Source organism: Microtetraspora sp. NBRC 13810 (assembly GCF_030268685.1).
Taxonomy (GTDB): Bacteria; Actinomycetota; Actinomycetes; order Streptosporangiales; family Streptosporangiaceae; genus BSRQ01.
The window spans coordinates 50,067-73,982 of record NZ_BSRQ01000024.1 but is presented as its reverse complement, the minus strand read 5'-3'; the positions used below and the strand labels follow the sequence as shown (position 1 = coordinate 73,982).

The 23,916-nt window shown below is 69.6% G+C and carries 30 protein-coding genes and 1 riboswitch; of the genes, 11 read left to right on the top strand and 19 right to left on the bottom strand.

All coding sequences use genetic code 11. The features are described 5' to 3' along the window. Positions 1–3: 3 nt before the first annotated feature. The 3 genes from QSK26_RS34960 to QSK26_RS34950 are packed head-to-tail and all read right to left on the bottom strand — an operon-like array spanning position 4 to position 3,724. Positions 4–912 carry an ABC transporter permease gene (locus QSK26_RS34960; protein ID WP_285779614.1) on the bottom strand — a complete coding sequence of 303 codons (909 nt, stop codon included), beginning with the start codon at positions 910–912 and terminating at the stop codon, positions 4–6. After that, entirely contained in the window at positions 909–1,922 is a 1,014-nt protein-coding gene (locus QSK26_RS34955; RefSeq protein ID WP_285779613.1) for an ABC transporter permease, read from the bottom strand. Before QSK26_RS34955 ends, QSK26_RS34960 begins: the two co-directional genes overlap by 4 nt. Beyond that, positions 1,919–3,724 (bottom strand): ABC transporter substrate-binding protein, encoded by a 1,806-nt coding sequence (locus QSK26_RS34950; protein WP_285779612.1) that lies wholly within the window; start codon positions 3,722–3,724, stop codon positions 1,919–1,921. Before QSK26_RS34950 ends, QSK26_RS34955 begins: the two co-directional genes overlap by 4 nt. A 266-nt stretch (positions 3,725–3,990) precedes the next feature. Between QSK26_RS34950 and QSK26_RS34945 the strand changes: the two genes are divergently transcribed. Then, the gene (locus QSK26_RS34945) at positions 3,991–4,470 is read left to right on the top strand and encodes a hypothetical protein (protein ID WP_285779611.1); all 480 of its coding nucleotides are present in this window, start codon (positions 3,991–3,993) and stop codon (positions 4,468–4,470) included. Between the two features lie 4 nt (positions 4,471–4,474). Here QSK26_RS34945 and QSK26_RS34940 read toward each other — a convergent pair whose 3' ends face one another. From QSK26_RS34940 to QSK26_RS34890, 11 genes are all read right to left on the bottom strand, one after another. Next, positions 4,475–5,158 (bottom strand): TenA family protein, encoded by a 684-nt coding sequence (locus QSK26_RS34940; protein WP_285779610.1) that lies wholly within the window; start codon positions 5,156–5,158, stop codon positions 4,475–4,477. Further along, positions 5,149–5,244, bottom strand: a riboswitch (TPP riboswitch). It overlaps the preceding gene by 10 nt. A 9-nt stretch (positions 5,245–5,253) precedes the next feature. Next, complete coding sequence (locus QSK26_RS34935) at positions 5,254–5,556, bottom strand: gas vesicle protein K (protein ID WP_285779686.1); 303 nt, start codon at positions 5,554–5,556, stop codon at positions 5,254–5,256. After that, positions 5,477–5,779: a gas vesicle protein gene (locus tag QSK26_RS34930; RefSeq protein ID WP_285779609.1), complete on the bottom strand. Its 303-nt coding sequence runs from the start codon at positions 5,777–5,779 to the stop codon at positions 5,477–5,479. The genes QSK26_RS34935 and QSK26_RS34930 overlap by 80 nt, the downstream gene beginning before the upstream one ends. Further along, positions 5,766–6,563: a GvpL/GvpF family gas vesicle protein gene (locus QSK26_RS34925; protein WP_285779608.1), complete on the bottom strand. Its 798-nt coding sequence runs from the start codon at positions 6,561–6,563 to the stop codon at positions 5,766–5,768. The genes QSK26_RS34930 and QSK26_RS34925 overlap by 14 nt, the downstream gene beginning before the upstream one ends. After that, positions 6,553–6,918: a gas vesicle protein GvpJ gene (gene gvpJ / locus QSK26_RS34920; protein WP_285779607.1), complete on the bottom strand. Its 366-nt coding sequence runs from the start codon at positions 6,916–6,918 to the stop codon at positions 6,553–6,555. The genes QSK26_RS34925 and gvpJ (QSK26_RS34920) overlap by 11 nt, the downstream gene beginning before the upstream one ends. 31 nt (positions 6,919–6,949) lie before the next feature. After that, positions 6,950–7,321 (bottom strand): gas vesicle protein GvpO, encoded by a 372-nt coding sequence (gvpO, locus tag QSK26_RS34915; RefSeq protein WP_285779606.1) that lies wholly within the window; start codon positions 7,319–7,321, stop codon positions 6,950–6,952. 26 nt (positions 7,322–7,347) lie between these two features. Next, positions 7,348–7,572, bottom strand: a complete 225-nt coding sequence (locus tag QSK26_RS34910; protein WP_502888780.1) for a gas vesicle protein GvpG — start codon at positions 7,570–7,572, stop codon at positions 7,348–7,350. Then, positions 7,572–8,357 (bottom strand): GvpL/GvpF family gas vesicle protein, encoded by a 786-nt coding sequence (locus QSK26_RS34905; RefSeq protein ID WP_285779604.1) that lies wholly within the window; start codon positions 8,355–8,357, stop codon positions 7,572–7,574. The genes QSK26_RS34910 and QSK26_RS34905 overlap by 1 nt, the downstream gene beginning before the upstream one ends. Position 8,358: 1 nt before the next feature. Further along, positions 8,359–8,730: a gas vesicle protein GvpJ gene (gvpJ, locus tag QSK26_RS34900; protein ID WP_285779603.1), complete on the bottom strand. Its 372-nt coding sequence runs from the start codon at positions 8,728–8,730 to the stop codon at positions 8,359–8,361. Positions 8,731–8,852: 122 nt separating this feature from the next. Continuing rightward, positions 8,853–10,250 carry an SRPBCC family protein gene (locus tag QSK26_RS34895; RefSeq protein WP_285779602.1) on the bottom strand — a complete coding sequence of 466 codons (1,398 nt, stop codon included), beginning with the start codon at positions 10,248–10,250 and terminating at the stop codon, positions 8,853–8,855. 25 nt (positions 10,251–10,275) lie between these two features. Further along, the gene (locus QSK26_RS34890) at positions 10,276–10,725 is read right to left on the bottom strand and encodes a hypothetical protein (RefSeq protein ID WP_285779601.1); all 450 of its coding nucleotides are present in this window, start codon (positions 10,723–10,725) and stop codon (positions 10,276–10,278) included. Between the two features lie 241 nt (positions 10,726–10,966). Here QSK26_RS34890 and QSK26_RS34885 point away from each other — a divergent pair, with 241 nt between their 5' ends. The 8 genes from QSK26_RS34885 (at position 10,967) to QSK26_RS34850 (ending at position 18,751) form a co-directional block, all read left to right on the top strand. Continuing rightward, positions 10,967–12,712, top strand: a complete 1,746-nt coding sequence (locus QSK26_RS34885) for an MFS transporter (RefSeq protein WP_285779600.1) — start codon at positions 10,967–10,969, stop codon at positions 12,710–12,712. 24 nt (positions 12,713–12,736) lie between these two features. Continuing rightward, on the top strand, positions 12,737–13,237 hold the full coding sequence (locus tag QSK26_RS34880) for a MarR family winged helix-turn-helix transcriptional regulator (RefSeq protein WP_285779599.1): 501 nt from the start codon (positions 12,737–12,739) through the stop codon (positions 13,235–13,237). An 18-nt stretch (positions 13,238–13,255) separates the two neighbouring features. Beyond that, positions 13,256–13,621 carry an FmdB family zinc ribbon protein gene (locus QSK26_RS34875; protein ID WP_352244453.1) on the top strand — a complete coding sequence of 122 codons (366 nt, stop codon included), beginning with the start codon at positions 13,256–13,258 and terminating at the stop codon, positions 13,619–13,621. 27 nt (positions 13,622–13,648) lie between these two features. Then, entirely contained in the window at positions 13,649–14,314 is a 666-nt protein-coding gene (locus QSK26_RS34870) for an AmiS/UreI family transporter (protein WP_285779597.1), read from the top strand. A gap of 67 nt (positions 14,315–14,381) precedes the next feature. After that, entirely contained in the window at positions 14,382–15,629 is a 1,248-nt protein-coding gene (fmdA, locus tag QSK26_RS34865; protein WP_285779596.1) for a formamidase, read from the top strand. Positions 15,630–15,648: 19 nt separating this feature from the next. Continuing rightward, positions 15,649–16,587: an MBL fold metallo-hydrolase gene (locus QSK26_RS34860; RefSeq protein ID WP_285779595.1), complete on the top strand. Its 939-nt coding sequence runs from the start codon at positions 15,649–15,651 to the stop codon at positions 16,585–16,587. A 147-nt stretch (positions 16,588–16,734) separates the two neighbouring features. Next, positions 16,735–17,931, top strand: a complete 1,197-nt coding sequence (locus QSK26_RS34855; RefSeq protein WP_285779594.1) for an esterase-like activity of phytase family protein — start codon at positions 16,735–16,737, stop codon at positions 17,929–17,931. A gap of 4 nt (positions 17,932–17,935) precedes the next feature. Next, complete coding sequence (locus tag QSK26_RS34850; RefSeq protein WP_285779593.1) at positions 17,936–18,751, top strand: class I SAM-dependent methyltransferase; 816 nt, start codon at positions 17,936–17,938, stop codon at positions 18,749–18,751. On the opposite strand, the gene QSK26_RS34845 is transcribed toward QSK26_RS34850, so the two are convergent. Further along, positions 18,739–19,251, bottom strand: a complete 513-nt coding sequence (locus QSK26_RS34845; protein WP_285779592.1) for an NUDIX hydrolase — start codon at positions 19,249–19,251, stop codon at positions 18,739–18,741. The two genes, QSK26_RS34850 and QSK26_RS34845, sit on opposite strands and share 13 nt — an antisense overlap. A gap of 147 nt (positions 19,252–19,398) precedes the next feature. On the opposite strand from QSK26_RS34845, the gene QSK26_RS34840 reads away from it, so the two are divergent. Next, complete coding sequence (locus QSK26_RS34840) at positions 19,399–19,878, top strand: hypothetical protein (RefSeq protein WP_285779591.1); 480 nt, start codon at positions 19,399–19,401, stop codon at positions 19,876–19,878. Further along, positions 19,859–20,161, top strand: a complete 303-nt coding sequence (locus QSK26_RS34835) for a transcriptional regulator (protein WP_285779590.1) — start codon at positions 19,859–19,861, stop codon at positions 20,159–20,161. Before QSK26_RS34840 ends, QSK26_RS34835 begins: the two co-directional genes overlap by 20 nt. 146 nt (positions 20,162–20,307) lie before the next feature. On the opposite strand, the gene QSK26_RS34830 is transcribed toward QSK26_RS34835, so the two are convergent. From QSK26_RS34830 to QSK26_RS34815, 4 genes are all read right to left on the bottom strand, one after another. Continuing rightward, positions 20,308–20,724 (bottom strand): hypothetical protein, encoded by a 417-nt coding sequence (locus tag QSK26_RS34830; RefSeq protein ID WP_285779589.1) that lies wholly within the window; start codon positions 20,722–20,724, stop codon positions 20,308–20,310. A gap of 138 nt (positions 20,725–20,862) precedes the next feature. After that, entirely contained in the window at positions 20,863–21,165 is a 303-nt protein-coding gene (locus tag QSK26_RS34825; RefSeq protein WP_285779588.1) for a hypothetical protein, read from the bottom strand. A 4-nt stretch (positions 21,166–21,169) separates the two neighbouring features. Further along, a complete protein-coding gene (locus QSK26_RS34820) occupies positions 21,170–21,730 on the bottom strand; it encodes a hypothetical protein (protein WP_285779587.1) in 561 nt (186 codons plus the stop codon). Continuing rightward, positions 21,730–23,805, bottom strand: coding sequence for a DUF6571 family protein (locus QSK26_RS34815; protein ID WP_285779586.1), 2,076 nt, complete (start codon positions 23,803–23,805; stop codon positions 21,730–21,732). The genes QSK26_RS34820 and QSK26_RS34815 overlap by 1 nt, the downstream gene beginning before the upstream one ends. Positions 23,806–23,916 lie beyond the last annotated feature (111 nt).

Below are 23,916 nucleotides of genomic sequence, written 5' to 3'. Positions count from 1 at the left end.
GGGCTACTCCTCCCGCAGCCGGGGATTGAAGATCTCGTCCATGGCGTCCACGATGAGCACGATGCCCAGCGTGAGCAGCAGGATCGCGAGCAGGGGGGCGAGCAGGTACGGCAGGGCGGCGGGCGTGGTGAGCGCTCCCCCGCTGAAGACGGCGAGGTTGAGCATCACGCCCCAGTTGTTGGCCTCGAACGGCAGCACGCCGAGGAAGAACAACCCCACCTGGGCGTAGACGGCCCCGGTCACCGCGATCAGCATGTTCATCGCGATGTAGGGGGCCATGCTGGGCAGCAGCTCCCGCCCGACGATGTGCCTGGTCGGCAGGCCGAGCCCGCGCGCCGCCTCGATGAACCCGCGTTCCCGCAGGGAGAGCGTCTGGGACCGTACGGCACGGGCCACGCCGCCCCAGCCGAGTAGGCCGAGCACCAGGCCCATCTCCAGCGGGCTGGTGAACTTCCACACGGTGGACAGCACGAGCAGCAGCGGCAGGCCGGGGATGGCGAGGTTCAGGTCGGTGAGCCGCATGAGCGCGGTGTCCCACCGGCCGCGCCGGAACCCGGCGAACAACCCGATGGCGGTACCGAGGGCGACCGTGATGAAGGCGGTGGCGAGGCCGGTGAGCAGCACGTACCGCGCCCCGGTGACGACCAGGGCGAGCACGTCGGTGCCTTCGAAGTCGGTGCCGAACGGGTGTGCCAGGCTGGGCGGCGCGTAGAGGGCGTTGTCGTCCCGCGGCAGGTTGGCCGGGTAGAGCAGCGGGCCGAAGGCGCCCATCAGGGCGAACAGCGCGACGATGCCGACGCCCGCCATCCGGCTCGGCTTGCGGCGCAGCACCCGCCAGACGCCGCGCCAGAAGTTGCGCCGCAGCGTGGCCCGGCTGGTCCCGGCCACCTCCGGCAGCACGGTCACGGTCATGCCGTACCTCCGCTCCTGACCCGCGGGTCGATCACCGTGTACAGCAGGTCGGCGACGATGTTGGCGACGACGATGCCCACCGTGATGATCAGGAAGGTGCCGCCCATCAGCGCGTAGTCGCGGGAGCTGATGCTGTTGACGAGCAGCAGGCCGAGGCCGGGATAGTTGAAGATCTCCTCGATGAAGATCGAACCGCCGAAGAGCATGCCGATCGACAGGGCGAGGATGGTGAACAGCGGCAGGATCGCGTTGCGGGCGAGATAGCGGAACACGATGCCGCGTTTGAGCCCGCGCAGTTCGGCGGCGAGGATGAAGTCGTCGCCGAGCACGGCCACCACGTTCGACTTCATCGCCAGGATCCAGCCCCCGTAGCTGGCCAGCGTGTACGTCACGACGGGCAGCACGGCGTGGTAGAGCAGCGAGCCGATGTACCCGGGGTTGAGGCCGGGCACGTAGTCGACGTCCACCGGCCCGCCGGAGGGCAGGATGGGCCACAGCGTCGCGAAGATCGCGGTGAGCAGCAGCCCGATGACGTACACCGGGATGCCGTGCAGCAGCGAGCCGGACAACGCGAGCAGGTCGCCGAGCTTGCCGGAGCGCCTGATCGCCGCGTAGACGCCCATGGTCACGCCGAGCAGGAAGCTGAGCAGGGTGCCGGCCAGCACGGGCAGCACGGTCCAGCTCGCCGCCGCGCCGATCAGGTGCGTCACCTGGACGCCGGGCGTGCTGAGCGACTGCCCGAGGTCGCCGTGCAGCAGCGAGCCCATGTAGCCGACGTACTGGTCCCACAGGGTGCCCTTCGGCAGGAACCCGTACAGCACGGCGGTGGCCCGCTCGGCCTGCTGCGGCGACATGCCCTTCTGCAACAGGCTCTCGTACATGCCCTGGACGGGGTCGCCGGGGATCTCCCTGATGATGAAGAAGCTGACCGTGGCGACGACCCAGATCATGACCACGCCCCGGGCCAGGTGGCCCGCCACGCGCCGGGTGATCGCGGCTCCTCGCGTCATGCCTGCCTCTTCCTGATCATGCCGAGTTGCATCCACACGCCCGACGACAGCCGCAGCGCCTCGCTGTCGTTCGGCGGGAACCCGGTGTAGCGGGACGTGTTGACAAACTGGGTGTTGACGTAGTCCCAGAGCTGGACGACGGGCAGTTGCTGGTTCGTCACCTCGGCGAGCGTGCCGATGATCTGCTTCTGCCTGGCGGGGGACGCGAAGTTCAGGTCACCGGTCAGCTGACCGGGATCGACTCTGGCGCCGCCGGCCTGCACGGTCTGCGGCCCGCCCATCCAGTTGCCCTCGGTGCCCGGCGCCACGTGCTTCAGCCGCCCGCCGAACAACTGCCACCCGTTGGCCTGACCGTAGATCCGCTGGTAGATGTTGTACGGCGAGGGCCCGAGGCCGATCAGCCAGAACCCGATGTCGTACTTCCCCTGCGCCAGCTCGCTCAGGTAGAGGGTGTAGTCGGCCGTGGTGACCACGCTCGCGTCGATCCCGTGGTCGCCGAGCTGGCTGGTGATCGACTTGGCCGCCGAGACCCAGTCGGAGAACGACGCGGGGACGTGGATCTCCACTTTCCACGGCTTCCCGTCGGGCAGCGCCCACCGGCCGCCGCGCCGGGTCATCCCGGCCGCCTTCAGCTCCGCCGCCGCCTTCGCCGGGTCGAGCCGGTAGGGGTTGAGCGCGTCGAACCCGCCGCCCAGCCACGCCTTCGCCGCCCTCGCGTGGATGCCCGACGTGGTCACCGCCGGCGTACCGCCCTCCGGCGAGGCGATCCTGGTCACCTGCCGCCGGTCGATCAGGTAGGCCAGCGCCCGCCGCACGTGCACGTTGTCGTACGGCTTGTGCGCCTGGTTGAACGCGAGGGACGTGACGACCGGCGAGTAACCGCTGATCACCCCGCTGCCGCTCACCTGGCGGATCCGGTCCATGACGGCGGCGGGCACCGAGGTGAAGGGGGCGTTGTCGAGCTGGCCGGAGATCAGGTAGTTCCAGATCTGCTCGTTGCCGGTGTAGTTGAGGACCTTGACCTTGTCCGGCCCGATGACCTTGTTGTTGTAGAAGTAGGGGTTCCGCTTCAGCAGGGCGGCCCCCGGGTTGACCCGTTCCAGCACGAACGGGCCGGCCGAGACGTCCTGCTTCGGGGCGAAGGCGATGACCTTGTCCGCGAGGCCGGTGATCGACGCCCTGGCCCGGTCGGCGGCGGGGCCGGAGGAGTACTGCGCGACCTTCAGCGTCTGCCAGAAGTTCCCCGGCAGCAGCCGCCCGTAGACGTGCGCGGGCACGACGACGGTCGAGAGCAGGTTGCTGAGGAACATGCTGCTCTTGTTGGCGCCCTGCGTGATCTCGACGGTCGCCGGGTCCACGATCCGCACGTCGGCCGCCGCGCCCGCCGCCGCGGGGTCGAGGGCGTAGGCGGTGCCGCCCTGGGTGTAGGCGAGCCCGATCGACACCTTGACGTCCTCGCTGGTCACCGGCCTGCCGTCGGACCACCTCGCGTTCGGCTGGAGGTGGATGACGACCTGCGACTGATCCGGGGTCTCCGTCCAGCTCCTGGCGATGGCCGGGTAGAACACGTTGGGATCGGTCGGGTCGTTCTTCGGCCAGGCCAGCTCCATCCCGTTGTACCCGGCGAAGACCGACCCCACCGGATTGAAGGGGTTGATCGGCGCGCTGGCGTTGATCTGCTTGCTGCCGTCGATGGTGGTGAAGATGCCTCCAGGCCCGGCGCCGTCCACCTGCCCGGCGCCTCCGCACGCGGAGGCCGTGACGATCGACGCCAGAGCCGCCATCGTCGCGAGTCGCTTCATGGGCCGCTCCTGGTTCCCGACTGTCCAGGACAATACGGGCGCTCCGCGGCATCGTCAATTTTTTCCGTCTATACGGGCCTATATGAAAGTATTTTTTACCTAGCCCCTTCTAGCTGGGAAGACGTGGACATGCGCCTCTTTCACCCTCTTCCCCGCGGCTTCACAAGTGATGCCATATCCGGCTTTCTCGGGCCTTGACCTGTGGCAAGATGATCAGTTCGCAGCCGCCCGGTCAGCGGACGGCGGCCGATGAAGGGACAGAGTGAGTGCTCACGCCCACGAAGAAGCTCATCCTCGCCACGGCGATCTCCGTCGGAGGCGTCCTCGTCCTCCCCACGCAGGCGCTGGCAGCCGCGTACACCCCCGAAGGCGTGTGCGGCAAGGGCTTCGCGCGCGTCTCCGACAGCAAGCGCGTCGTCAAGACGCCTTCCGGTGACGTGTTCGGCCACGTCTACCTGCTCTACAACCGCCGCACCGGATACAACTGCGTCACCACGATCAAGACCTCGTACGTCGGCACCGCCACGTACACGGACGCCACCCTGACCACCCAGACCAAGCGCCTCCGCGACGAACCGGTGAGCACGTCGAGCAAGACCGACGCCCGCCGTTACAAGTACTACGCGGGCCCCGTGAAGCTGCACGCCAAGGGCTTCTGCGTCAAGTACTCGGGCACCATCCGGGACACCAGGAAGGACGCCACCACCGCCACCGGTGGCCGCGCAACCTGGGGCAACTGCGGCTGACCGGTCACAGCCACTCGGCGGTGGGCCATTCCTCCCGCCGCCAGGCGCTGTCCCAGAACATCCACTCGTACTCGGTGGCGCGGAGGAAGGCCGCGGTCATCGCCTCGCGCACCCCCGCGTCCTCGGCGGCTAGGCGGTCGGCGATGCCCTTGACCCGCTCCACCGACTCGGCGAAGCCCGGGGCGGCGTAGGTGGAGATCCACGCACGGTAGGGATGGTCCTCGACGCCCGCCGTACGCTCCAGCAGCGCCGCCCCGACGTCCTGGTAGACCCAGAAGCACGGCAGCACCGCGGCCACCAGCACCGGGTACGGCGCGGCCAGCGCGGTGGCCTGGAGGAAGGAGGAGTAGCCCAGGCAGGTCGGCGACGTGGTGACGCCCTCGACCTCGGCGGCGGACAGGCCGTACTCCTCGATGTACCCGGCGTGCAGGGTGCGCTCGGCGACGAGCGCGGTGTGCGCGCTCTGCGCGAAGAACGCCGCGTCCCCCGGATCGGCCGCCCGCGCCGAGGCCGTCGCCAGCGCCTTGGAGAACGCCACGAGGTAACGCCCGTCCTGCACCATGTAGAACGCGAACCGGTCCCGGGACAGCGTGCCCGCGCCCAGCTCGGTGTTGAACGGATGCTCGTGGATGGCCCGCACCAGCTTGCCCGCCCGTGCCCACACCCGCTCGGAGAAAGCCTCGTCCAAGGCGACGTCCCTTCGCTAGTCCGAACTAGATCAGGTTCGACGGGTGTGATCTCAGCCCGGCCGTCCGGGCACCCCGCGTCGCGATCACCGTAGCATCACATGAGCGTGCCGAGCGGACCCAGGTCGAGGTTGAGGTCCTCGGGGCTGAGGTCGAACTTCTCACACAGTTCGGACATGGCCTCCTCCAGGCGCATCAGCGTGAGGCCCAGGGTCTCGACCTGGTCCTCGGTCAGGTCGCCCTGTTCCATCCGCCGGATGCACTGGCGTTCCACCAGCTGGCGTACGAGCTCCACGAGGGTGAGCACGAGCCGGGACAGGTCACGCTCCACCGCCTCGCGGTCGGTCTCGATGCGCAGCCGGTTCGGCCGGGCCTCCGGCACCGGGTGCGCGTTCTCCATGGGGTTCACCTCCGGGTTCGCTGTCGAAGTCGCGTACCGACGTGATCAGGGCGCGCAGGGAGATCCGGACCAGGTCGATGTCGGCGATGGACAGGACGAGGTCCCCGGTGACGACGACCCCGCCGGCCAGCAGCCGGTCCAGCAGGTCCACCAGCGCCACCCGTTCGGCGGGCAGGCGGCCCTGCCGGGCGAGTTCGGGGCCACGCCGTTCATGCTCGGTCACCGCTGGTCCCCGGTTCGGCCGGCTCGGCGAGGGCGGTGAAGGAGTAGGGCGCCCACGGTCCGGTGAGCTCCACCTCGATCCCCTTCTCCCGCAGCCCGTCGAGGACCCGGGCGAACTCCTCGCCCCGGTCGTGGTCGACCAGGTAAGCGCCGTTCAGCACCATCATCTCCGCGCGGCCGGACAGTTGCGGATCCTGCATCCGGTGCCGCCGGCCGGCGACCGCGACCGAGCTGAGCACGTCGTGGATGCGCTCCGCGTGCGCGGCGGCCTGACGCCACAGGTCGTCGCGGGTGCGCAGGCTGGCCTGCCGCCGCCTGAGATACCGCTTCCCCGGGCTGTCGTCCCCCTCCGCGCCCTCCGGCTCGGCGGCCGACAGCTCGGCGGTGTCCACATACGCCTTCACCCCCCACTCCTCCCGGCCCGCGACGTTGGACAGCACCTCGGCGAAGTCGTCCCGCCGGGCCCGCAGCAGCTCCCTGACCTGCTCGTCGTCGGTGTAGACGGTGACTAGGCGCACCGGGGCCGCCGGCACGACCTCGGCCACCGCCTCCACCACGCGGTGGTGGGCGCGGGCGGTCTCGCCGAGCCAGTCGAGGTCCTCCATCTGCCGGCGCAGCGGCTCCTCGCCGAACTCCGCCAGCGGCACGGTGCTCACGTAGGCGACCAGGCCGGCGTCCTCGACCGCGCGCACCGGCCGCCCGGCCACGCCGACGAGGCCCTTCGGGCAGTAGGAGGCGGGATCGCACGTCACCGCGTACAGGTAGGTTCCGTCGTCAGCGGCCATCGTCGTCGTCCACCTCCACCGCTTCGACCTCCTCGGGTTCCAGCGATCGGCGGGTGGCGAGTCCCTCCTCCACCGCGTCGAGACGCTCGCGGAGCCTGCGGTTCTCCTCCAGCAGGTTCTGGCTCTTCCCGGTGAGCCACGGGTCGTGCTCCCACCAGTCGATGCCCAGCTCGCGGGCCGTGTCGACGGAGGCGATGAGCAGCCGCAGCTTGATCGTCAGCAGCTCGATGTCCAGGAGGTTCACCCGGATGTCACCGGCGATCACGATCCCCCGGTCCAGCACGCGTTCCAGGATGTCGCCGAGGTTCGCCGGCTCCCGCCCCTGGGACGGTGCCGAAGTGGCGGACTGGCGCACTATGGCACCCGTTCGTACCGGTTCGCTCATGTCACGACGCCCCGCTTCCGCGCCGGTATCTGCTGATCCGCCGGTAGGAGAGCAGGTCGCCCCCCATGTCCAGCTCGGCCTCGTACAGCGCCAATATGTCGCCGGAGGACGGGATGCGACGGTCCTCGACGACCTCGACGTCCACCACCCAGCCGTCCTCCACCGGCTTCACCAGCGTCACCCCCTCGGGGTCCCTGCCGGTCAGCTCGCGGATCAGACGCAGCCCCGTACTGCCCGCCGTCGCCGCCGACAGCGGGCGGGGGCGCCGGGCGGGCCGGCCGGTCCTCTTCGCGCTCTCCTGGAGGAAGTCGTCGACCAGCCCTCCCGATCGCCTGGGACCGCGTTCCTCCGGGCCCCTGCTCCTGTCAGGCACGCGGGGTCACCTCCTGATCCGCGCCGCTACCGGGACATCATCCGCTGGAGGACCTGCTCCATCTGGGTGGCGTGCTCCTCCTCGGAGATGAGACCGGCTTCCCTCGCCTCGTCTATCTCCTCCAACCGGCGCCGGACCGCCGCCGGGTCGCGCAACGCGTGCTCGGCCTGCTCCTGGATCAGCTCTCCGAGCCGGATCACCCCCATGACCGGGGCGAACGGCAGGCCGAGAATGGAACTGATCAAACCCATCAGTCCTCAACCTCCCCCTGGTTCATCACGAAGTCGTAGGCCGCCATCGGGCCGCGCAGGCTGAACTCGACCCGGCCGGACCACTCGTCGGCGAACTCCGCCACCACCTGCTCCAGCTCGTCCTGCCGATCGACCTCGATCAGGACGGCCGCGTGCACCGCGTCCCGCTCGTGCGAGGGATCCCGGATGACGACGAGTTCGCAGACGCCGGCGAGTTCCTCCACCATCGTCTGCGTGTCGGCCTCGCGCTTGTCGCCGATCGCCTGGTTGATCAGCTCGCCGAGCCGGATGCGCTCGTCGCGGGTGGCGTCCTCCGGCCTGCCGCGGATCGTCTGGCTCAGCCGCCCGGCCTCCGGATCCTCCGCCAGCACCTCGCGCAGGATGACCTGCTCCACGTAACGGCCCTTGACGACATACTGCGCGCGGCCCTCCAGATCCTCCAGCGCGGAGCGGAACTCGTCGTGGAACGGTTCGAGCAGTTCCGCCACGACCGCGTCCGCATTCGTCATCACCGCGCCGAACCGGATCGGCAGCACCGGCACCTCGGCGGCCGTGGCGTCCAGCAGCCGCTCGTGCGCGACCAGGTCGCCGGGCGTGCCGAGCGGGCGGTCCAGGCCGACGTCGCTCACCAGCGCGGCGATCTCGCCGTGCCGGACCAGCGTCACCCGGGCGGGCGGATCCCCCACCCCGGTGGCGTCGGAGGACACCTCGACGTCCTCGGGGAGGATGCCGTAGATGTACGAACCGGTGCTCTGCCGGACCGTTTCCGAAGTCTCGGCCGTCATGTCAGCGCCCCTCTCGCCGTCGCCGCTGGCCTCGCACCCTGTCCTGCGGTTCGCCGACCATCTCGCGCAGCTTGTCGCCGGCGGCCTCCAGGACCCCCTGGGTGACACCCCTGCTCTTGTCGGTGATCGCGCCGTGGGTCAGGTCCTCCACCATCTCGGGCAGCCCCTGGCCCTGGGTCTGGGTCAGATCCAGCCGGTTGGCGGCCTCGGCGAAGCGCAGGTACGTGTCCACGCTGGCCACGACCACCCGCGCGTTGATGGTGAGAATCTCGATGCCGATCAGCGAGACGCTGACGTAGGCGTCGATGACGAGCCCCTTGTCCAGGATCGTGTCGATGACGTCCGCCAGGCCGCTGCCGCTCCCGGTGCTCATCGGGGATGCCGACTTGCTCACTGCTGGTGGTTGCACCGTGCTGTCCTCCTCGCATGTTCACGGGCCCTGCTCAGTGCCCCTGTTCACCGGCCCTGGTTCCCGACCCTGGTTCCCGGCCCGGCTCAGCCGCGCCGGATGCCCGCCCTGCGGCGGGGCCTGTCCTCCGGCGTACGACGGTCCTCCGGAGTGCGGCGGTCCTCCGGGCTACGGCGCTCCTCCGGGGTCCGGCGGCGCCGTACCGGCCGGTCGCCGGGCTCGCGCGCCGAGCGCCGCGGGGCGGCCTCGGACCGGCGGCGTGCCCTCGGCTCGCCGGGCTCCTCTTCCTCTTCCTCTTCCTCTTCGGACTCGGCCCCGGCCCGCTCGTACCGCGGCTCCTCCTCGGCCCGCTCGTACTGCGGCTCCTCCTCGGCCTCTTCGCCCTCTTCGCCCTCTTCAGCCTCTTCAGCCTCTTCGGCTTCTTCGCCCGCTTCGCCCTCGGGCTCTTCGTAGCCCTCTTCGCGCTCTTCCTCGCCCTCGGCGACCAGCTGACCGTCGTGGATCTCGCCGCGCCAGCCGTTCTCGGCCATCTCGTCGGGCTTGAGCATCGTCCGGGTCATCACGTGCCGCCCGAAGAGCTTGAGCTCCAGGCGGGCCCGGCGGCCCTGCGCACGCCAGATGTTGCCGGTGCGCTCGAACATGCCCTGCGGGTGGTACTCCAGGATGAGGACCACCCGGGTGAGCGTCGGGGTGAGCGCGTGGAAGCTCACGGCGCCGTCGACGTACCCCTTGGCCCCCTTGGAACGCCAGATGATCCGCTCGTCGGGCACCTGCTCGATGATCTCCGACTCCCACGCCCGGTGCGACCAGAAGACCTGGGCCTTCCAGTTCAGCTTCTCGGGGGCCGCCTGCTCGACGTGCTCGACCTTCTTCAGGAAGCTCGGGAAGTCCTCGAACTGCGTCCACTGGTTGTAGACCACCTCCAGCGGGGCGCCGATGTCGAGCGTCTCCACGATGTTGACGAGCTTGCCGCCCTTCTTGGCCGTCCCCTGCTTGCCGGTGAGTTTGCCGACGGCTCTCTTCATGAGTCCTCCGAGGGCTCCCTTGACGGCGGCCCCCTTCCAGGACCCGCCTCCGCCTGATCCGAGCGCGCCCAGCAACCCGCCGCCACCGCCCTCGGCGACGTCGGCCAACCGGCCGGACACTCCTTCGAGCTTGTTCGTCATCGACAACAGCGCCCGCTCCGCCAGCGCCCCGGCGAAATTCTGCAACTCCCGGGTGAGCCGGCCGGTGATCTGGTCCTTCAAAGGACCGGCCACGGTGTCCTTCACGGTGCCTTTGACGGTGTCCTTCACGGTGTCCTTCACGGTGTCCTTGACGGTGTCCTTGATGGTGTCCTTGACGGTGTCCCGCACCGTGTCCTTCACCGTGCCTTTCACGGTGTTCCTCACGGTGCCCTGCACGCCGCCCGTCACCGTCTCTCTCACGGTCTTCGTCGCAGCGCCTGTCACGGTGTCCCGTACGGCGTTCTTCACGTCCTTCACCTCCTGGCATCCATGTCCATCGGGTTCATCTGCGCCTGCGGACCGGGCTGTCGGACCGCTGCTGCCGTGCCGCGGGCTCCCGGCGCGGCCGTTCCCGGCGGGGACGCTCCTCGGGCTCCTCCTCGAAGTCCTCGTCGTACTCCTCTTCGAGGTCCTCCTCGTCGTAGGGCTCCTCCTCGTAGGACTCCTCATCCTCGGGAGCGGCCCGCTTGCCCGGTGAGCGCAGCGACTCGGCCCGGTCGTGCAGCTTGTTGCTGAGCGAGTCGATCTGCCTGCTCGTCGCCGCCACGGCGGCGGCCTTGCCGATCTCCAGCAGATCGCCGCGAATGCGGCCCGTGAGATTCCCCAGCTCCGAAGTGGCGCCGAGCCCCTTGAGCTTCTCCGACAACAGGCCGCCCTCGCCGCGCGACCTGCGTCGGCGCCCGATGAGGTATCCGGCGGCGACCGCCAGCGCCACCCGGGTCCGATCTTTCATCGTTATCGCTCCTCACCCCGGCCCGCCTCGACCCGCGAAGCGTCCGCAAGTCCTTCCGTAGTGGAGGGAGTCCCTGAGCTCCCGTACATCAAGCCCCCCAGTGCCCTCAAGAAGGACAAAGAAACAGAAAGTATGCAAAAACGGTCACAGTTTGCGGTTCGACCTCCTCTGCCCCGCCATGTCGGCCATCCCGGTCATATAGTTAGTTGATGTCAAGTAACTGATCTGTGGGGGATGGCAGATGGGGGCCGAAGGCACAGCGGGGCGCGGGAGAGGCCGGGCGCGGATCAGCCCCGGCCACCCCCGCTACAAGTGGGTGGCCCTGTCGAACACGACGCTGGGCATGCTGATCGCGACGATCAACAGCTCGATCGTGCTGATCTCGCTGCCCGCGATCTTCAACGGCATCCGGCTCGACCCCCTCCAGCCGGGCAACGTCAGCTACCTGCTGTGGATGCTGATGGGATACATGCTGGTCACCGCCGTACTGGTGGTGAGCCTCGGCCGCCTCGGCGACATGTACGGCCGGACCAGGATCTACAACGCCGGGTTCCTCATCTTCACCGTGGTCTCCGTGCTGCTCTCCCTCGACCCGTTCGGCGGCGGCGCGGGGGCGCTCTGGCTGATCCTGTGGCGGGTGGTCCAGGCGATCGGCGGCTCGATGCTGATGGCCAACTCGGCGGCGATCATCACGGACGCCTTCCCGGCCAGGCAGCGCGGCATGGCGCTCGGCGTCAACATCGTGGCCGGCATCGCGGGCTCCTTCATCGGCCTGGTGCTCGGCGGCCTGCTCGCCGAGTGGAACTGGCGGTCGATCTTCTGGATCAACGTGCCCATCGGCATCGCCGGCACCATCTGGGCCTACCGCTCCCTGCACGACACCGGCATCCGCACCCCGTCCAGGATCGACTGGTGGGGCAACATCACCTTCGCCGTCGGCCTGACCGCGCTGCTCGCCGGCATCACGTACGGCATCCAGCCGTACGGCGGGCACACCATGGGCTGGACGAACCCCTGGGTCCTCGCCGGTCTGGTCGGCGGCGTCGCCGTGCTCGCGATCTTCTGCCTGATCGAGAGCAGGATCGCGGAGCCGATGTTCCCGCTGCGGCTGTTCCGGAACGTCGTCTTCGCCGGGAACAACGCGGCCACCCTGCTCGGCTCGATCGCGCGCGGCGGCCTCCAGTTCATGCTGATCATCTGGCTGCAGGGCATCTGGCTGCCGCTGCACGGCTTCGACTACGTGGACACGCCGCTGTGGGCCGGCATCTACCTGATCCCGCTGACCATCGGCTTCCTCGCCGCCGGGCCGCTGGCCGGCCACCTGTCGGACCGGCTGGGCGCGCGGATGTTCGCCGCCGCCGGCCTCGTGCTCATGGCGGTGTCCTTCCTCGGGCTGTTGCTGCTGCCGACCGACTTCGGCTACGGCTGGTTCGCCTTCCTGATCTTCCTCAATGGCCTGAGCGGCGGCCTGTACGCGGCGCCGAACACGTCCCTGATCATGTCCAGCGTGCCTTCCGAGGCGCGCGGGGCCGCCTCCGGCATGCGGGCCACCTTCCAGAACGCCGGCATGGTGCTGTCGATCGGCGTGTTCTTCTCGCTGATGGTGGCCGGGCTCGCCGGGTCGCTGCCGCAGACGCTCAGCACCGGGCTCACCGCCCAGGGCGTGCCCGCCGCGTCCGCGCAGGCGATCGCCGGGCTGCCGCCGGTGGGCACCCTGTTCGCCGCGTTCCTCGGCTATAACCCGATCCAGCAGTTGCTCGGCCCGCACACGCTGAGCCGGCTCCCCGCGGCCAACGCGGCGACCCTGACCGGGCGGGAGTTCTTCCCCCACCTCATCTCCGGGCCGTTCCACAGCGGCCTGGTGGTGGTCTTCTGGCTGGCGATCGTGATGTCCCTGGTCGCCGCGGTCGCCACTCTCGTCCGCGGGCGCGGCGCTACGATGCGGCGACCGGATAGCGTGGAGGCGGATCCCGCGCGCGTGGGGTGATCAGGTGAGGAGCCGGAGGAGATCATGACCGAGCGTGCCGGGCAGCGGACCCGGGAGCCGTCGGAAGGGCTCGACCACGCGGCGATCGGCCGACTCCGCCTGGTGATCACCAGGTTGCACCGCCAGATGGTCCAGGCGTCCAGCGAGCAGGACCTCACCATGGCCCAGCTCTCCGCGCTGGCCAGGATCGACCAGTACGGCCCGCTCCGGCTGAGCGAGCTGGCCGCGCTGGAGGGCGTCGCGGCCCCGTCGATGATCCGCACCATCGCCCCGCTGAAGGAGGCCGGCCTGGTCGGCAAGGAGCCCGACCTGCACGACGGCAGATCGTTCCAGCTCACGGCCACCGCGGCCGGCCGGGACACGCTCAACCGCGTACGGCGCGAGCGGTCCGCCCTGCTCACCCGGCGCCTCGACCTGCTCACCCCGGACCAGCGGGAGATCCTCTACGCCGCCGTCCCGGTGCTCGAACTCCTCGTCGGCGAGACCGTCCCCCCGCTAAGCGACGAGCGGAGCGACCGCCGCTGACGGCCAAATCTGCGGCAAATGTCGCTGGAGCAGCGCAAAAGGCATAGTTGCTTAGCTTTGCCGCTCTTTATGGTCGAGAGGGAAGGTCACGCTTTCCTTCCGCTGGGGGGTGCCGGGGTGACGTACGAGTACCGCTGCCCGGGGTGCGGGTGTTTCGAGGTGCGACTGCCGATCGGGACCGCGCCCGAGAGCCGGGACTGCCCGGCCTGCCGCCGTCCCGCCCGCCGCGTCTTCTCCGCGCCGCACCTCGCCCGGACGTCCCCGGGCACGGCGGCGGCGCGGGAGCGGGAGGAGCGCAGCCGGGAGGCGCCCGACGTGGTCGGCCCGCCGCCCGTCAGGAAGCGGCGACCGCATCCGGCGGCGGCCCGCCTGCCCCGGCCCTGACGCCCACGGCACGAGGGGGTGCCCCAGATGGGATCCGTCGGACTGCTCTACGTCGGCGCGGTGCTCTTCATCAACGGCCTGATGCTCCTCGGCAGGGTCGAACCCCGCGCGGCGGCCCTACTCAACCTCTTCGTGGGCGTCCTCCAGATGATCACACCCACCGTGATCATCGTCTCCAACCCCGGGAACACCGCGCAGATCCTCGGCGCCTCCGGGCTCTACCTCTTCGCCTTCACCTATCTCTACGTCGGGATCAACCTGCTCACCGGGATCGACAGCACCGGCGTCGGCTACTTCTCGCTGTTCGTGTCGATCATGGCGATCGGCTACTCGTACGCGAACTTCCGCATCCTGCGCGACCCCGGGCTCGGCGTCATCTGGCTCTACTGGTCCTTCCTGTGGTTCCTCTTCTTCGTGCTGCTGGGACTCAAGCAGGCGTGGATCACCCACTACACCGGCTGGGTGACGGCCATCGAGGGCTGGGTCACCGGGGCGATCCCGGCGTTCATGATGCTCACCGGGACGTGGGTGCGGACCGGCGTGATCGCGACCTTCCTCGGCATCTTCGGCCTGGTGGCGTTCGTCGCCCTGTGGCAGCTCACCCAGGCGCCCATCCCCGTCGCCCGGGAGCCCGAGCCCGCGACCGGGGACGCGACCGGGGACGCGAGAAGGGAGCAGCGCCACTGGACCTAGTCCCGGCACACCCGAGGTCAACCCCGGGGCCACCACCCGAGGTCACCACCCGAGAAAGGCCATCGTCATGCCGAACCTGATCTTCAGCATCGACCAGTCGAAGTCCATGCGCGACCAGAAGGTGCCGGGGCACAACCGCTGGCACCCCGACATCCCGGTGGCCGACATGGTGCGGCCCGGGGACGAGTTCCGGCTGGAGTGCCGGGACTGGACGGACTCCCAGATCGGGAACAACGACTCGGCCAACGACGTGCGGGACATCGACCTCTCGCTGCCGCACATGCTGAGCGGGCCCATCGGGGTGGAGGGCGCCGAGCCCGGCGACCTGCTGATCGTCGACATCCTCGACATCGGCCCGGTCCCCCAGCAGGTGGGGGACGCGGCCGGGCAGGGCTGGGGCTACACCGGCGTCTTCGCCAGGGAGAACGGCGGCGGCTTCCTGACCGACCACTTCCCGGACTCCTACAAGGCCGTCTGGGACTTCCACGGCCAGGTCGCCACCTCCCGCCACCTGCCGGGCGTCCGGTTCACCGGCATCACCCACCCCGGCCTGTTCGGCACCGCGCCGTCGGCCGAACTGCTCGACCGGTGGAACCGCCGCGAGCAGGCGCTCATCGACACCGACCCGGACCGGGTCCCGCCGCTCGGCCTGCCGCCGCTGCCGGAGAACGCCGTCACCGGCACCGCCGACGGCGAACTCGCCCGGCGGATCGCCGCCGAGGGCGCCCGTACCGTCCCCGGCCGGGAGAACGGCGGCAACCAGGACATCAAGAACTTCACCCGCGGCGCCCGGGTCTTCTACCCCGTCTTCGTCAAGGACGCCAAGCTGTCCGGCGGCGACCTGCACTTCAGCCAGGGCGACGGCGAGATCACCTTCTGCGGGGCGATCGAGATGGGCGGTTTCATCGACTTCCACGTGGACCTGATCAAGGGCGGCATGGAGAAGTACGGTGTCACCACCAACCCGATCTTCATGCCGGGCAACGTGGAGCCGCGCTACTCCGAGTTCCTGTCCTTCATCGGGCTCTCCGTCGACCACGAGACCGACACGAACCACTACCTGGACGCGACCGTCGCCTACCGCAGGGCGTGCCTGAACGCGGTCGAGTACCTGAAGAAGTGGGGCTACACCGGAGAGCAGGCTTACCTGCTGCTCGGCAGCGCGCCGATCGAGGGCAGGGTCAGCGGCATCGTGGACATCCCGAACGCGTGCTGCTCGCTCTACCTGCCCACCGCGATCTTCGACTTCGACATCCGCCCGAACGCGGACGGGCCGGTCAGCCGGGACCGCGGGCGGTGCGCGGTGACGAGCTGAGCCGTTCCATACTTGCCGCATGAGTTCCACACGCCATGACCACGCGCTTCCCCCGGCCAGGGTGGAGGAGGTGAGCGAGGGCGTCTTCGCCTACATCCAGCCCGACGGAAGCTGGTGGATCAACAACACCGGGTTCCTGACCGGGTCCCGCGGTGTGATCAGCGTGGACTCCTGCTCCACCGAGCGGCGCACCCTGGCCTACCGGGAGGCGATCGCGATGGTGACCGACCGGCCGGTGACCACGCTGGTCAACACCCACCACCACGGGGACCACACGTTCGGCAACTACGCCTTCCACGGGGCCACCATCGTCGGCCACGAGGGGACCAGGGAGATGATCCTGGCCGAGGGCATCCCGGAGTACCGGCACCTCGCGTGGACCGAGGTGGACTGGGGGGCGATCGAGGCGTGCCAGCCGTTCCTCACCTACCGTGACGGCGTCACGTTGTACGCCGACGACCTGCGCTGCGAGGTCCGGCACGTGGGCGTGCCCGCGCACACCACCAACGACTCGATCGTCTGGCTGCCGGAGCGTTCGCTGCTGTTCTCCGGCGACCTCGTGTTCAACGGGGGCACGCCGTTCGTGCTGATGGGCTCGGTCGCGGGTTCCATCGAGGCGCTGGAGGGGCTGAAGGAGCTGGGCGCCGAGACGATCGTGCCAGGTCACGGCGGGGTCTGCGGCCCGGAGATGATCGACGTCGTGCTCGGCTACCTGCGGTTCGTCCAGCGTACGGCGGAGGCCGCGAGGGCCGCCGGTCTCACCCCGCTGGAGGCGGGCCGCGAGACCGACCTGGGCGAGTACGCCGGGCTGCTGGACCGCGAGCGCATCGTCGGCAACCTGCACCGCGCCTACGCCGAGCTCGACGGGCTGCCGCCGGGGGCGCCCATCGACCTGTCCGCCGCGATCATGGACATGATGGCCTACAACGGCGGCAAGCCGCTCACCTGCCTGGCCTGAGTGCTCGCCTCGGGGTGACCCTCGTGTCAGGTGGTGCCAGTGGGGCGGATGTTCGTCATGTCCGGTTCATCTTTCGGTAAACGGATATATAAGGTTTTTAGGTATTTTGGGCATCCTTTCCTGGTATATGCCTGAAAGGCACCATTAATGCGATTCATTCCTGTCGCTGTGGCCGCCTCCGCGGTCGCGGCGCTCGCCTTGGCCGCGGTCGTCCCCGCCTCGGCCGCTACCTCGGCCACAGCTTCGGCCACAGCTTCGGGCACTGCTTCGGGCACCGCTTCGGGCGTCGCGGCCCACGCGGGCAAGGCCCGGGTGACCGGTGACGTGACGTTGCCCGCGCCGGCCCTCGCCGACTTCGAGCCCAAGCTCATCAAGGACGACCACGGGATCAAGCTCGGCGGCGTGGGCAGCGGCCTGTACCCGGCCGGCCGCGCCGGCGAGTACTGGATGGTCACCGACCGCGGGCCCAACGGCCTGCCGGAGATCGACGGCGAGGCCCGCCGCACCTTCCCGGTGCCGGAGTTCACCCCCGCCATCGTCCGGGTCGCCGTGCGGAACGGCAAGGCCGCGATCAAGCAGACGATCACCCTGAAGACCTCCGACGGCAAGCCGATCACCGGCCTGTCCAACCAGGCCGACCACGACGAGAAGCCGTACGGCTGGGACGGCCGCAAGACCCTGCGCTTCAACCCGAACGGCCTGGACACCGAGGACATCGTGGTCGGCCCCACCGGCGACTTCTGGCTGGTCGACGAGTACAGCCCGTCGCTGGTCAGGGTCCGCCCCGACGGCCGCGTGCTGGCCCGCTACGTGCCCGAGGGCCTTGAGCTGGAAGGCGCCGGCTACCCGGTGCGCGAGACGCTGCCCCGCATCTTCCTGTCCCGGCAGCAGAACCGCGGCTTCGAGGGTCTCGGCATCTCGGGCGACACGCTCTACGTCGCGCTGCAGAGCCCGCTGGCGAACCCCGACCTGGCCACCGGCACGTCCTCCAAGGTCACCCGCATCCTCACGGTGGACGTCCGGACCGGCAAGCCGACCGGTGAATACGCCTACTCCTTCGAGGACGCCTTCGCGTTCGACCCGAAGAGCAAGAGCCAGAACGACATGAAGATCTCCTCTGTCGTCGGCCTCGGCAACGGCCGGATCCTGGTGGAGGAGCGCACCGACAACGTCGCCCGCCTCTACACCGCCGACCTGCGTGGCGCCACCAACCTGCTCGGCACCAAGTACGACCTCCCGAGCACGGACCCGAGCCTGGAGTCCGTCCTCCGCTCCACCGTCAAGCCGCTGCATCTCTCAAGGCGAGGGCGTATGGGATGCCGCGGCGCGGGCTGCCTACCATGAGGGAATGACCGCCGAGAAGGTCCATCTGACCGGCGAGAAGGCGACGCTCCTCGCCACGTTGTACGGCAGGGCGCTGGACAGCCTGGCGAAGCAGCCGATCCTCGGCGACCCTTTCGCGATCCACGCGGCCCGGCGGCTGGACTACGACCTGCGCCGGACGAGGGTCTCACCGACCCATGCGGCGGTCATCGCGTTGCGGGCGAAGCAGCTGGACCTGTGGACGGCGGAGTTCGTCGCCGCGCATCCGGAGGCGGTGGTGCTGCATCTCGCCTGCGGGCTGGACAGCCGGGTGCACCGGCTCGACCCGCCGCCCACGGTCGAGTGGTACGACGTGGACTATCCGGAGGTGATCGAGCTGCGGGAGCGCATCTACCCGGGGCGGGACGCCTACCGGATGATCGCCGCGTCGGTCACCGATCCGGGCTGGCTGCGGGAGGTGCGCGGCAACCGTCCCGCGCTGGTGGTCGCCGAAGGGCTGACCATGTACCTGCGCGAACAGGACGGCCTGGACCTCTTCCGCCGGTTGACCGGCCACTTCCCGGAAGGCGAGCTGGCCTTCGACGCCTACACCCGCCTGGGCGTCCGGCTGCAACGGTTCAACGCGGCCGTCCGCGCGGCGGGCGCCACCCTGTACTGGGGGTTCGACGACCCGGCGGCGCTCGAACGTGCCGTCCCCGGGGTGCGGCTCGTGGCGGAGGTCGGCCTCCTGGACGTGCCGGGGTTCGACCGGCTGTCCCGGGGCGACCGTGTGACGTTCCGGCTGCTGTCGTCGGTGCTGCCGTTGCGGAGGCTGGCCCGGCTGCTCCGCTACCGCTTCTGATTCGGGGACTGGGGCGCCGGGTGCCGGATCGCCACCGCGCGCCGCAGGCTGCGCAGCGTCCACATCGGGCAGTTCGGGTCCGCCACGGCCTCGGCGACCGTGCGCCAGGCGAACCCGGCGACCTCCTGCGGCGACACGGCGACCGGCTGGGCGTCCGCCGGCAGGACACCGGTGAACACGACGTTGATCACAGGGTCGCCGTCGTCGGTGACGAAGAAGCCGCTGCCGCCGTAGACGAGCTCGACGCCGGTCAGATCGACGCCGATCTCCTCCTTGACCTCGCGCCGGGCGGTCTGCTCCAGCACGTGGTCCCCGGCGCCCTCGACCTCGACCTTGCCGCCGACGCCGCTGAGCACGCCGGGCGCATGAGCCTCCTGCTCGCCGCGCCTGATGAGCAGCCAGCGGCCGTCCCGCCACAGGAAGACCTCGACGTTCACCACGAAGGCCGGCCGCCCGGCCGTGGTCGTGCAGGCGGACACCTCGGACGCGCTCCCGGTCATGGCGCGCACTTTACGCGACCGGCGCCCCCGGCGACATGCCCGTCCACCGGCCCGTCCACCGGTCCGTCCCGGCCACTCCCGCGGAAACGGCCGCCGGCACGGGAAACGTACTTTCCAAGACGGAAAGTTCGCCCTATACTTTCCATCATGGAAAGTACGCCGATGAGGCCGGAATCCCCTGACGCCGCCGCCGCCCGCGCGGCCCTGAACGACGTCACCGCCGCCCGCGCCCGGGTGCTGCGGCACGTCACGCGGCCCTGGTGGTACCACTACGGGCTAGGCGCGGCGGTCATCTTGTTCTTCTTCTCGATCAGCTTCCGGTTCGCGTCCTTCGGCGCCCCGATCATGGCGCTCACGGTGCTCGGGCTCGCCGCGGCGCACAAGCGCGCGACCGGCGTGGTGTTCAGCACCACGGGCACAATGGGCGCCAAGCGGACGCTCCTGTTCGTCGGGGTGATCCTGGCGTTGATCGGAACCGCGATGTACCTGGAATACGGGCGGGACGTGGTCGGAGCGCACGCGGTGGCGGGGGTCGTGATCGGCGTCCTCATCGTCGTCGCGAGTTACCGGACGGATGCCGCCATACGACGCGAGCTGCGGGCGGACCATGACCAAGCCGGCCTTTGACGAGACCATCCACGCGCCCAACCGGCTGCAGATCTGCGCCATGCTCGCGGCGGTCGAGTCCGCGGAGTTCTCCGTCATCCGCGACGGCCTGGAGATCAGCGACTCCGTGCTGAGCAAGCACGTCAAAGTGTTGCAGACCTCCGGATACGTGAAGGTCACCAAGACCTCCGGCAAGGCGCCGCGCAGCACCTGGCTCACCCTCACCCCGGCGGGCAGGAAGGCCCTGGCAGGCCACCTGGCCGAGTTGCGGCGGATCGCGGACATGGCCGATCTCCCCACGTGACGGATGCCACCCACCTGCTTTCCGCAGGTGGCCCGGACGCGTCGACAACGAGGAACAGGGCAGACCGGTACGGGTCCGCCGTGGCCAGCGCGCCCCGGGGGTGCGACTCTGGCCACGGCTCGCCCACCTGGGCCGAACGCCGGGGGTTACGGGTTGTCGACGCCGATCCAGTTCACGTACCACCGGAACTGCGCTGCGTGCGCCGGGGTGAGCGCCGTCAGGTTGTTCCACTGCACGTAGACGCGGAAGCCCGTGGCGGTGGGGCTGTAGATGGCGCTGGTGCCGACCAGGCCCCACTGGGTGCCGTCGCCGCCGACGGAGGAGGTGTAGACGGGGGTGCCGCTGAACCTGCCCGAACTGGTGTCGACGTCGATGTAGATGCCGTTGGCACCGTAGGCGACCCAGCCCTGGCCCGGGGTGGTGCTACCCGCGGCGACCCGGATGGTCGCCTCGGCCTCGGCGACCTGCTCGTTGGCCAGGGCGGCGGACCCCGCGACGGCCCCCGCGCCCAGCAGCAGAACCGCCGACGACAGCAGCACGATCGTTGATCTCGCGATGGACATGCTTCTCCTTCGGGATGAGGAGCGCGTCTCCCCTTCCGTCACACCGGTCACGGGAGACACACGCATTGCTACGCCGAGTATGCGATCAACTACACAGCGTCGCTATGGCGTCCAGGTAAGAGAGTACGCACCTGCGGATCAGGGCAGGCCGTAGCGCTTCCTGAGCGTCGCCGCCTCCTCCTCGGTCACCTCACGAGGGGTACGGGCCAGCGTCTGGCGCAGGTCGGCGAGGACGTTGCGCCCCGAGGTCTGCACGCGGGTGCGGTACTGCCCGAGCTGCGCGTCGAAGCGTTTGGCCGTCGGCCCGGTCCACACCTTCCCGGCGTGGAACTCCTGGTACGGCCCCTCGATGCCCTGGTCGATCTCCTGGATCAGCGGCTCCACCCGGCGCAGCGCGTTCTCCAGGGCCGTGTAGAGCGGGTTGGGCACGAGCTCGGCCATCGTCTCACTCCTCGCGGGCGCTGGCGTCTGTGAAGAGCCTGGGCGCGACCAGCCTCATCAACGCGACGACGTCGGCGGCGTTGTCCCGTCCTTTGACGCCGATGTCCAGGTCAACGGTCACCCTTGACCTCCCCCGGACCATGAGGGCCGCGGCGCCGACCACATCGTCATACTCGCTGGCGAAGTAGTAGCCGCTCGCGCCGGGCACGATCTCCGGCAGCGGGAGGGTGCCCTGGTCGTCGAGGTGCTCCCGGACGATGGTGTCGTCCCCGTCCGGCGTCAACATCACGGTGAGGACCTTCTCCCGCTCCCCGTCACGCCGGTAGGCGGCACACGTGCCCTCGCCGAGGCCGCCTGCCGCGGTGAGGTTGAAGTAGCCGCGGACCAGCGGATCCCGCGCGCCGGTCATCAGCTCGACCGCCCTGAGCGGGATCTGGTCGCATATGTAGGGCGCGGACGCCACCGTGGGCAAAGGTGTGCTGTCGATCTCGGGCGGCTCCTCCGCGCATCCCGACAACGACAGCGCGAGGAGTGACACGACCGCCAGTGCTGGAAGGTTCCTCATCACGATCCGTACTTGGAGAAGCCGATGGAGTAGTTGGTGTCCAGGACGGTCTGCGCGTCCTGCCAGGGGGATCCGGCTAGGCCGGAGTAGAGCCATCGCCGGTAGGCGTCGAGCCGCTGGTACTTCTCCGTGGTGTTCGTAGCCGAGTCGTCGATCATCTCGTCCGTGGTCATGAGCGTCTGGCCGTCGTCCTTGAGGAAGTTGTTGGGGTTGTCGCGGGGATCGTCTCCCTTCGCGAGCCCCTCCAGGGAACCCCAAGGGTGGTTCTCGGCACCGGTCTCCGGCGGACCGAACAGGCCGTGCTTGAGCATGGCCTGGGCGGTGAGGTCGTGGACCAGGCCACGCGTCTGCTCCACGGTGGTGTCGGCGTCGTCACGGGCCCTGTCCTCCGCGTCTCCCTTGAGAAGTCCCTCGGCCGTGCCCGTCCAGGCGGCCACGACTCCGGCGGCGATGGGCCACGTCCCCGCCTGCGGGATGGCGAGCCCGGTGTTGACCACCGCCAGCAGCGCCTTCACGTTCCGCTCCTGCGCCTCGTCGAGTTCCTTGCCCTTCTCAATGCCGGAAAGCCCGGCGGCATCGGTGATCATGCCGAACGCGCTCCCGGCCTGCTGTGCCCCGGCCGTCAGCAACGCGTCGCCCTTCCCCGCCGCTATCTCGGCAGCCCCGCGGTCGAAAAGCTCTTTCGAAAATCCGGTCTGAGCCGCGAGTACCGTCGCAAACGCCTTCGTGTCGCCGAACGCCTCCTTCATCACCGTGCGGAGCTCGTCTCTCGCGAACTGCGCGCCCCAGGGATCCTGCCCGGGCAGTTTGAAGAAATCACCGCCGTAAACACCCACAGAAGTGTTGCCAGGAGTCGCCGCGACGCGATCGACATCCTTGATGTACCCGGCGAGAATCTTCGCCGTGGTCGTCGGCGGGAGGCGGGAGTCGTCGTGTCCTTCGTCGATCCGCTGGAATTCCAGATGCACGATCTCGGAGGCGAGCCGGGCGGACACGAAGCCGCGTGACGGGTTCTGCGGCGAGCCCTCGTGGTCGCGGAAGGTGAGGGTGGCCGCCTCCAGCGCCTTGCCCAGCGACACGCCCTGGTCAGACATGTTGCGTTCCAGCAGGTGCCACTTCAGCAGGCTCGGGTCGTTCTTGAAGAAGTCCTGGGCCGCGGCGGGGGTACGGGCGAGGGCCTCCATGACGCCGACCATCGGGTCGCGTCCCCACGGCCTGCCCGCGGGGCGCCCGTCGAGGACGCCGGCGTTGCGGTCCCAGTCGTCGATCTTCTTCGCGACGCCCAGCAGGAAGGTCGCGTCGAAGGTGCCGTGCATGAGGGCCATCGAGATGCCGTACTCCTGCTGCTGCTTCAGGTCCGAGGTCAGCTCGTCGCGCCACGCGGTGGTCAGCTTGGGGCTCGCGGTGCCCAGCATCTTGCCCAGGGCCGCCTGTAACGGCTGGAGTTCCTTGTCCTCCTTCTCCTTCACGGTGGCCGCCAGCACCTGGCGCAGGCCGTTGCCGCCGAGCGCGTTCAGCAGGGCGAGGGCGAACGTCTGGTCGCCTTTCCGCTGGTCCAGTTGGGCGAGGGCCTTCCGGTCGATCTCGCCGTCCTTGGTGGTCTTGGCCAGCGCGAAGAGGGCGGCGTAGACGTCGGGGTCGGTGGTCTTGCCGTACAGCGCCTCGTCCAGGGGGGTCAGCCCGCCGGGGGTGGCCGCGGCGGCGCCCCACTCCGCGCCGGTGGTGCGGATGGTCTCGCCGCGGCGGCGCAGGTCGGGGCGGCGTTCGCCGATCCAGCTCTGGACCTCGCGCAGCGCGGCGAGCGGGGAGGTGTCCAGGTCGAGCTGTTCCAGTGTGCGGCGGATCTGCGGCTCGTTGCGGCCGATGGCGCTCTCCGCCCGGCCGAGTCCCTGCTCGAAACGGTCCATCAGCGCCGGGTCGATCCCGGAGAACTCGTCGTCGAACGTGGCCGGGGTGGGCGGCGGCTCCTGCGGGCGTGGTGAGGGCTGCGGGCCGGGGGACGCCGTGGGCGAAGGCGCCGGCGGCTGGGTGTGGGCGGCGGACGGGTGCGGCAGGGGTAACGGCTGCTGAGTCATGAGGACAATGAACTCCAGCGCAGTCGAGGAACACGGCGGCGCCGGACTGTCCACCACCCGGCTCGCCATAAAGCCTACGCCTCTGCCATAACACAAGAAATCCGTATCGCG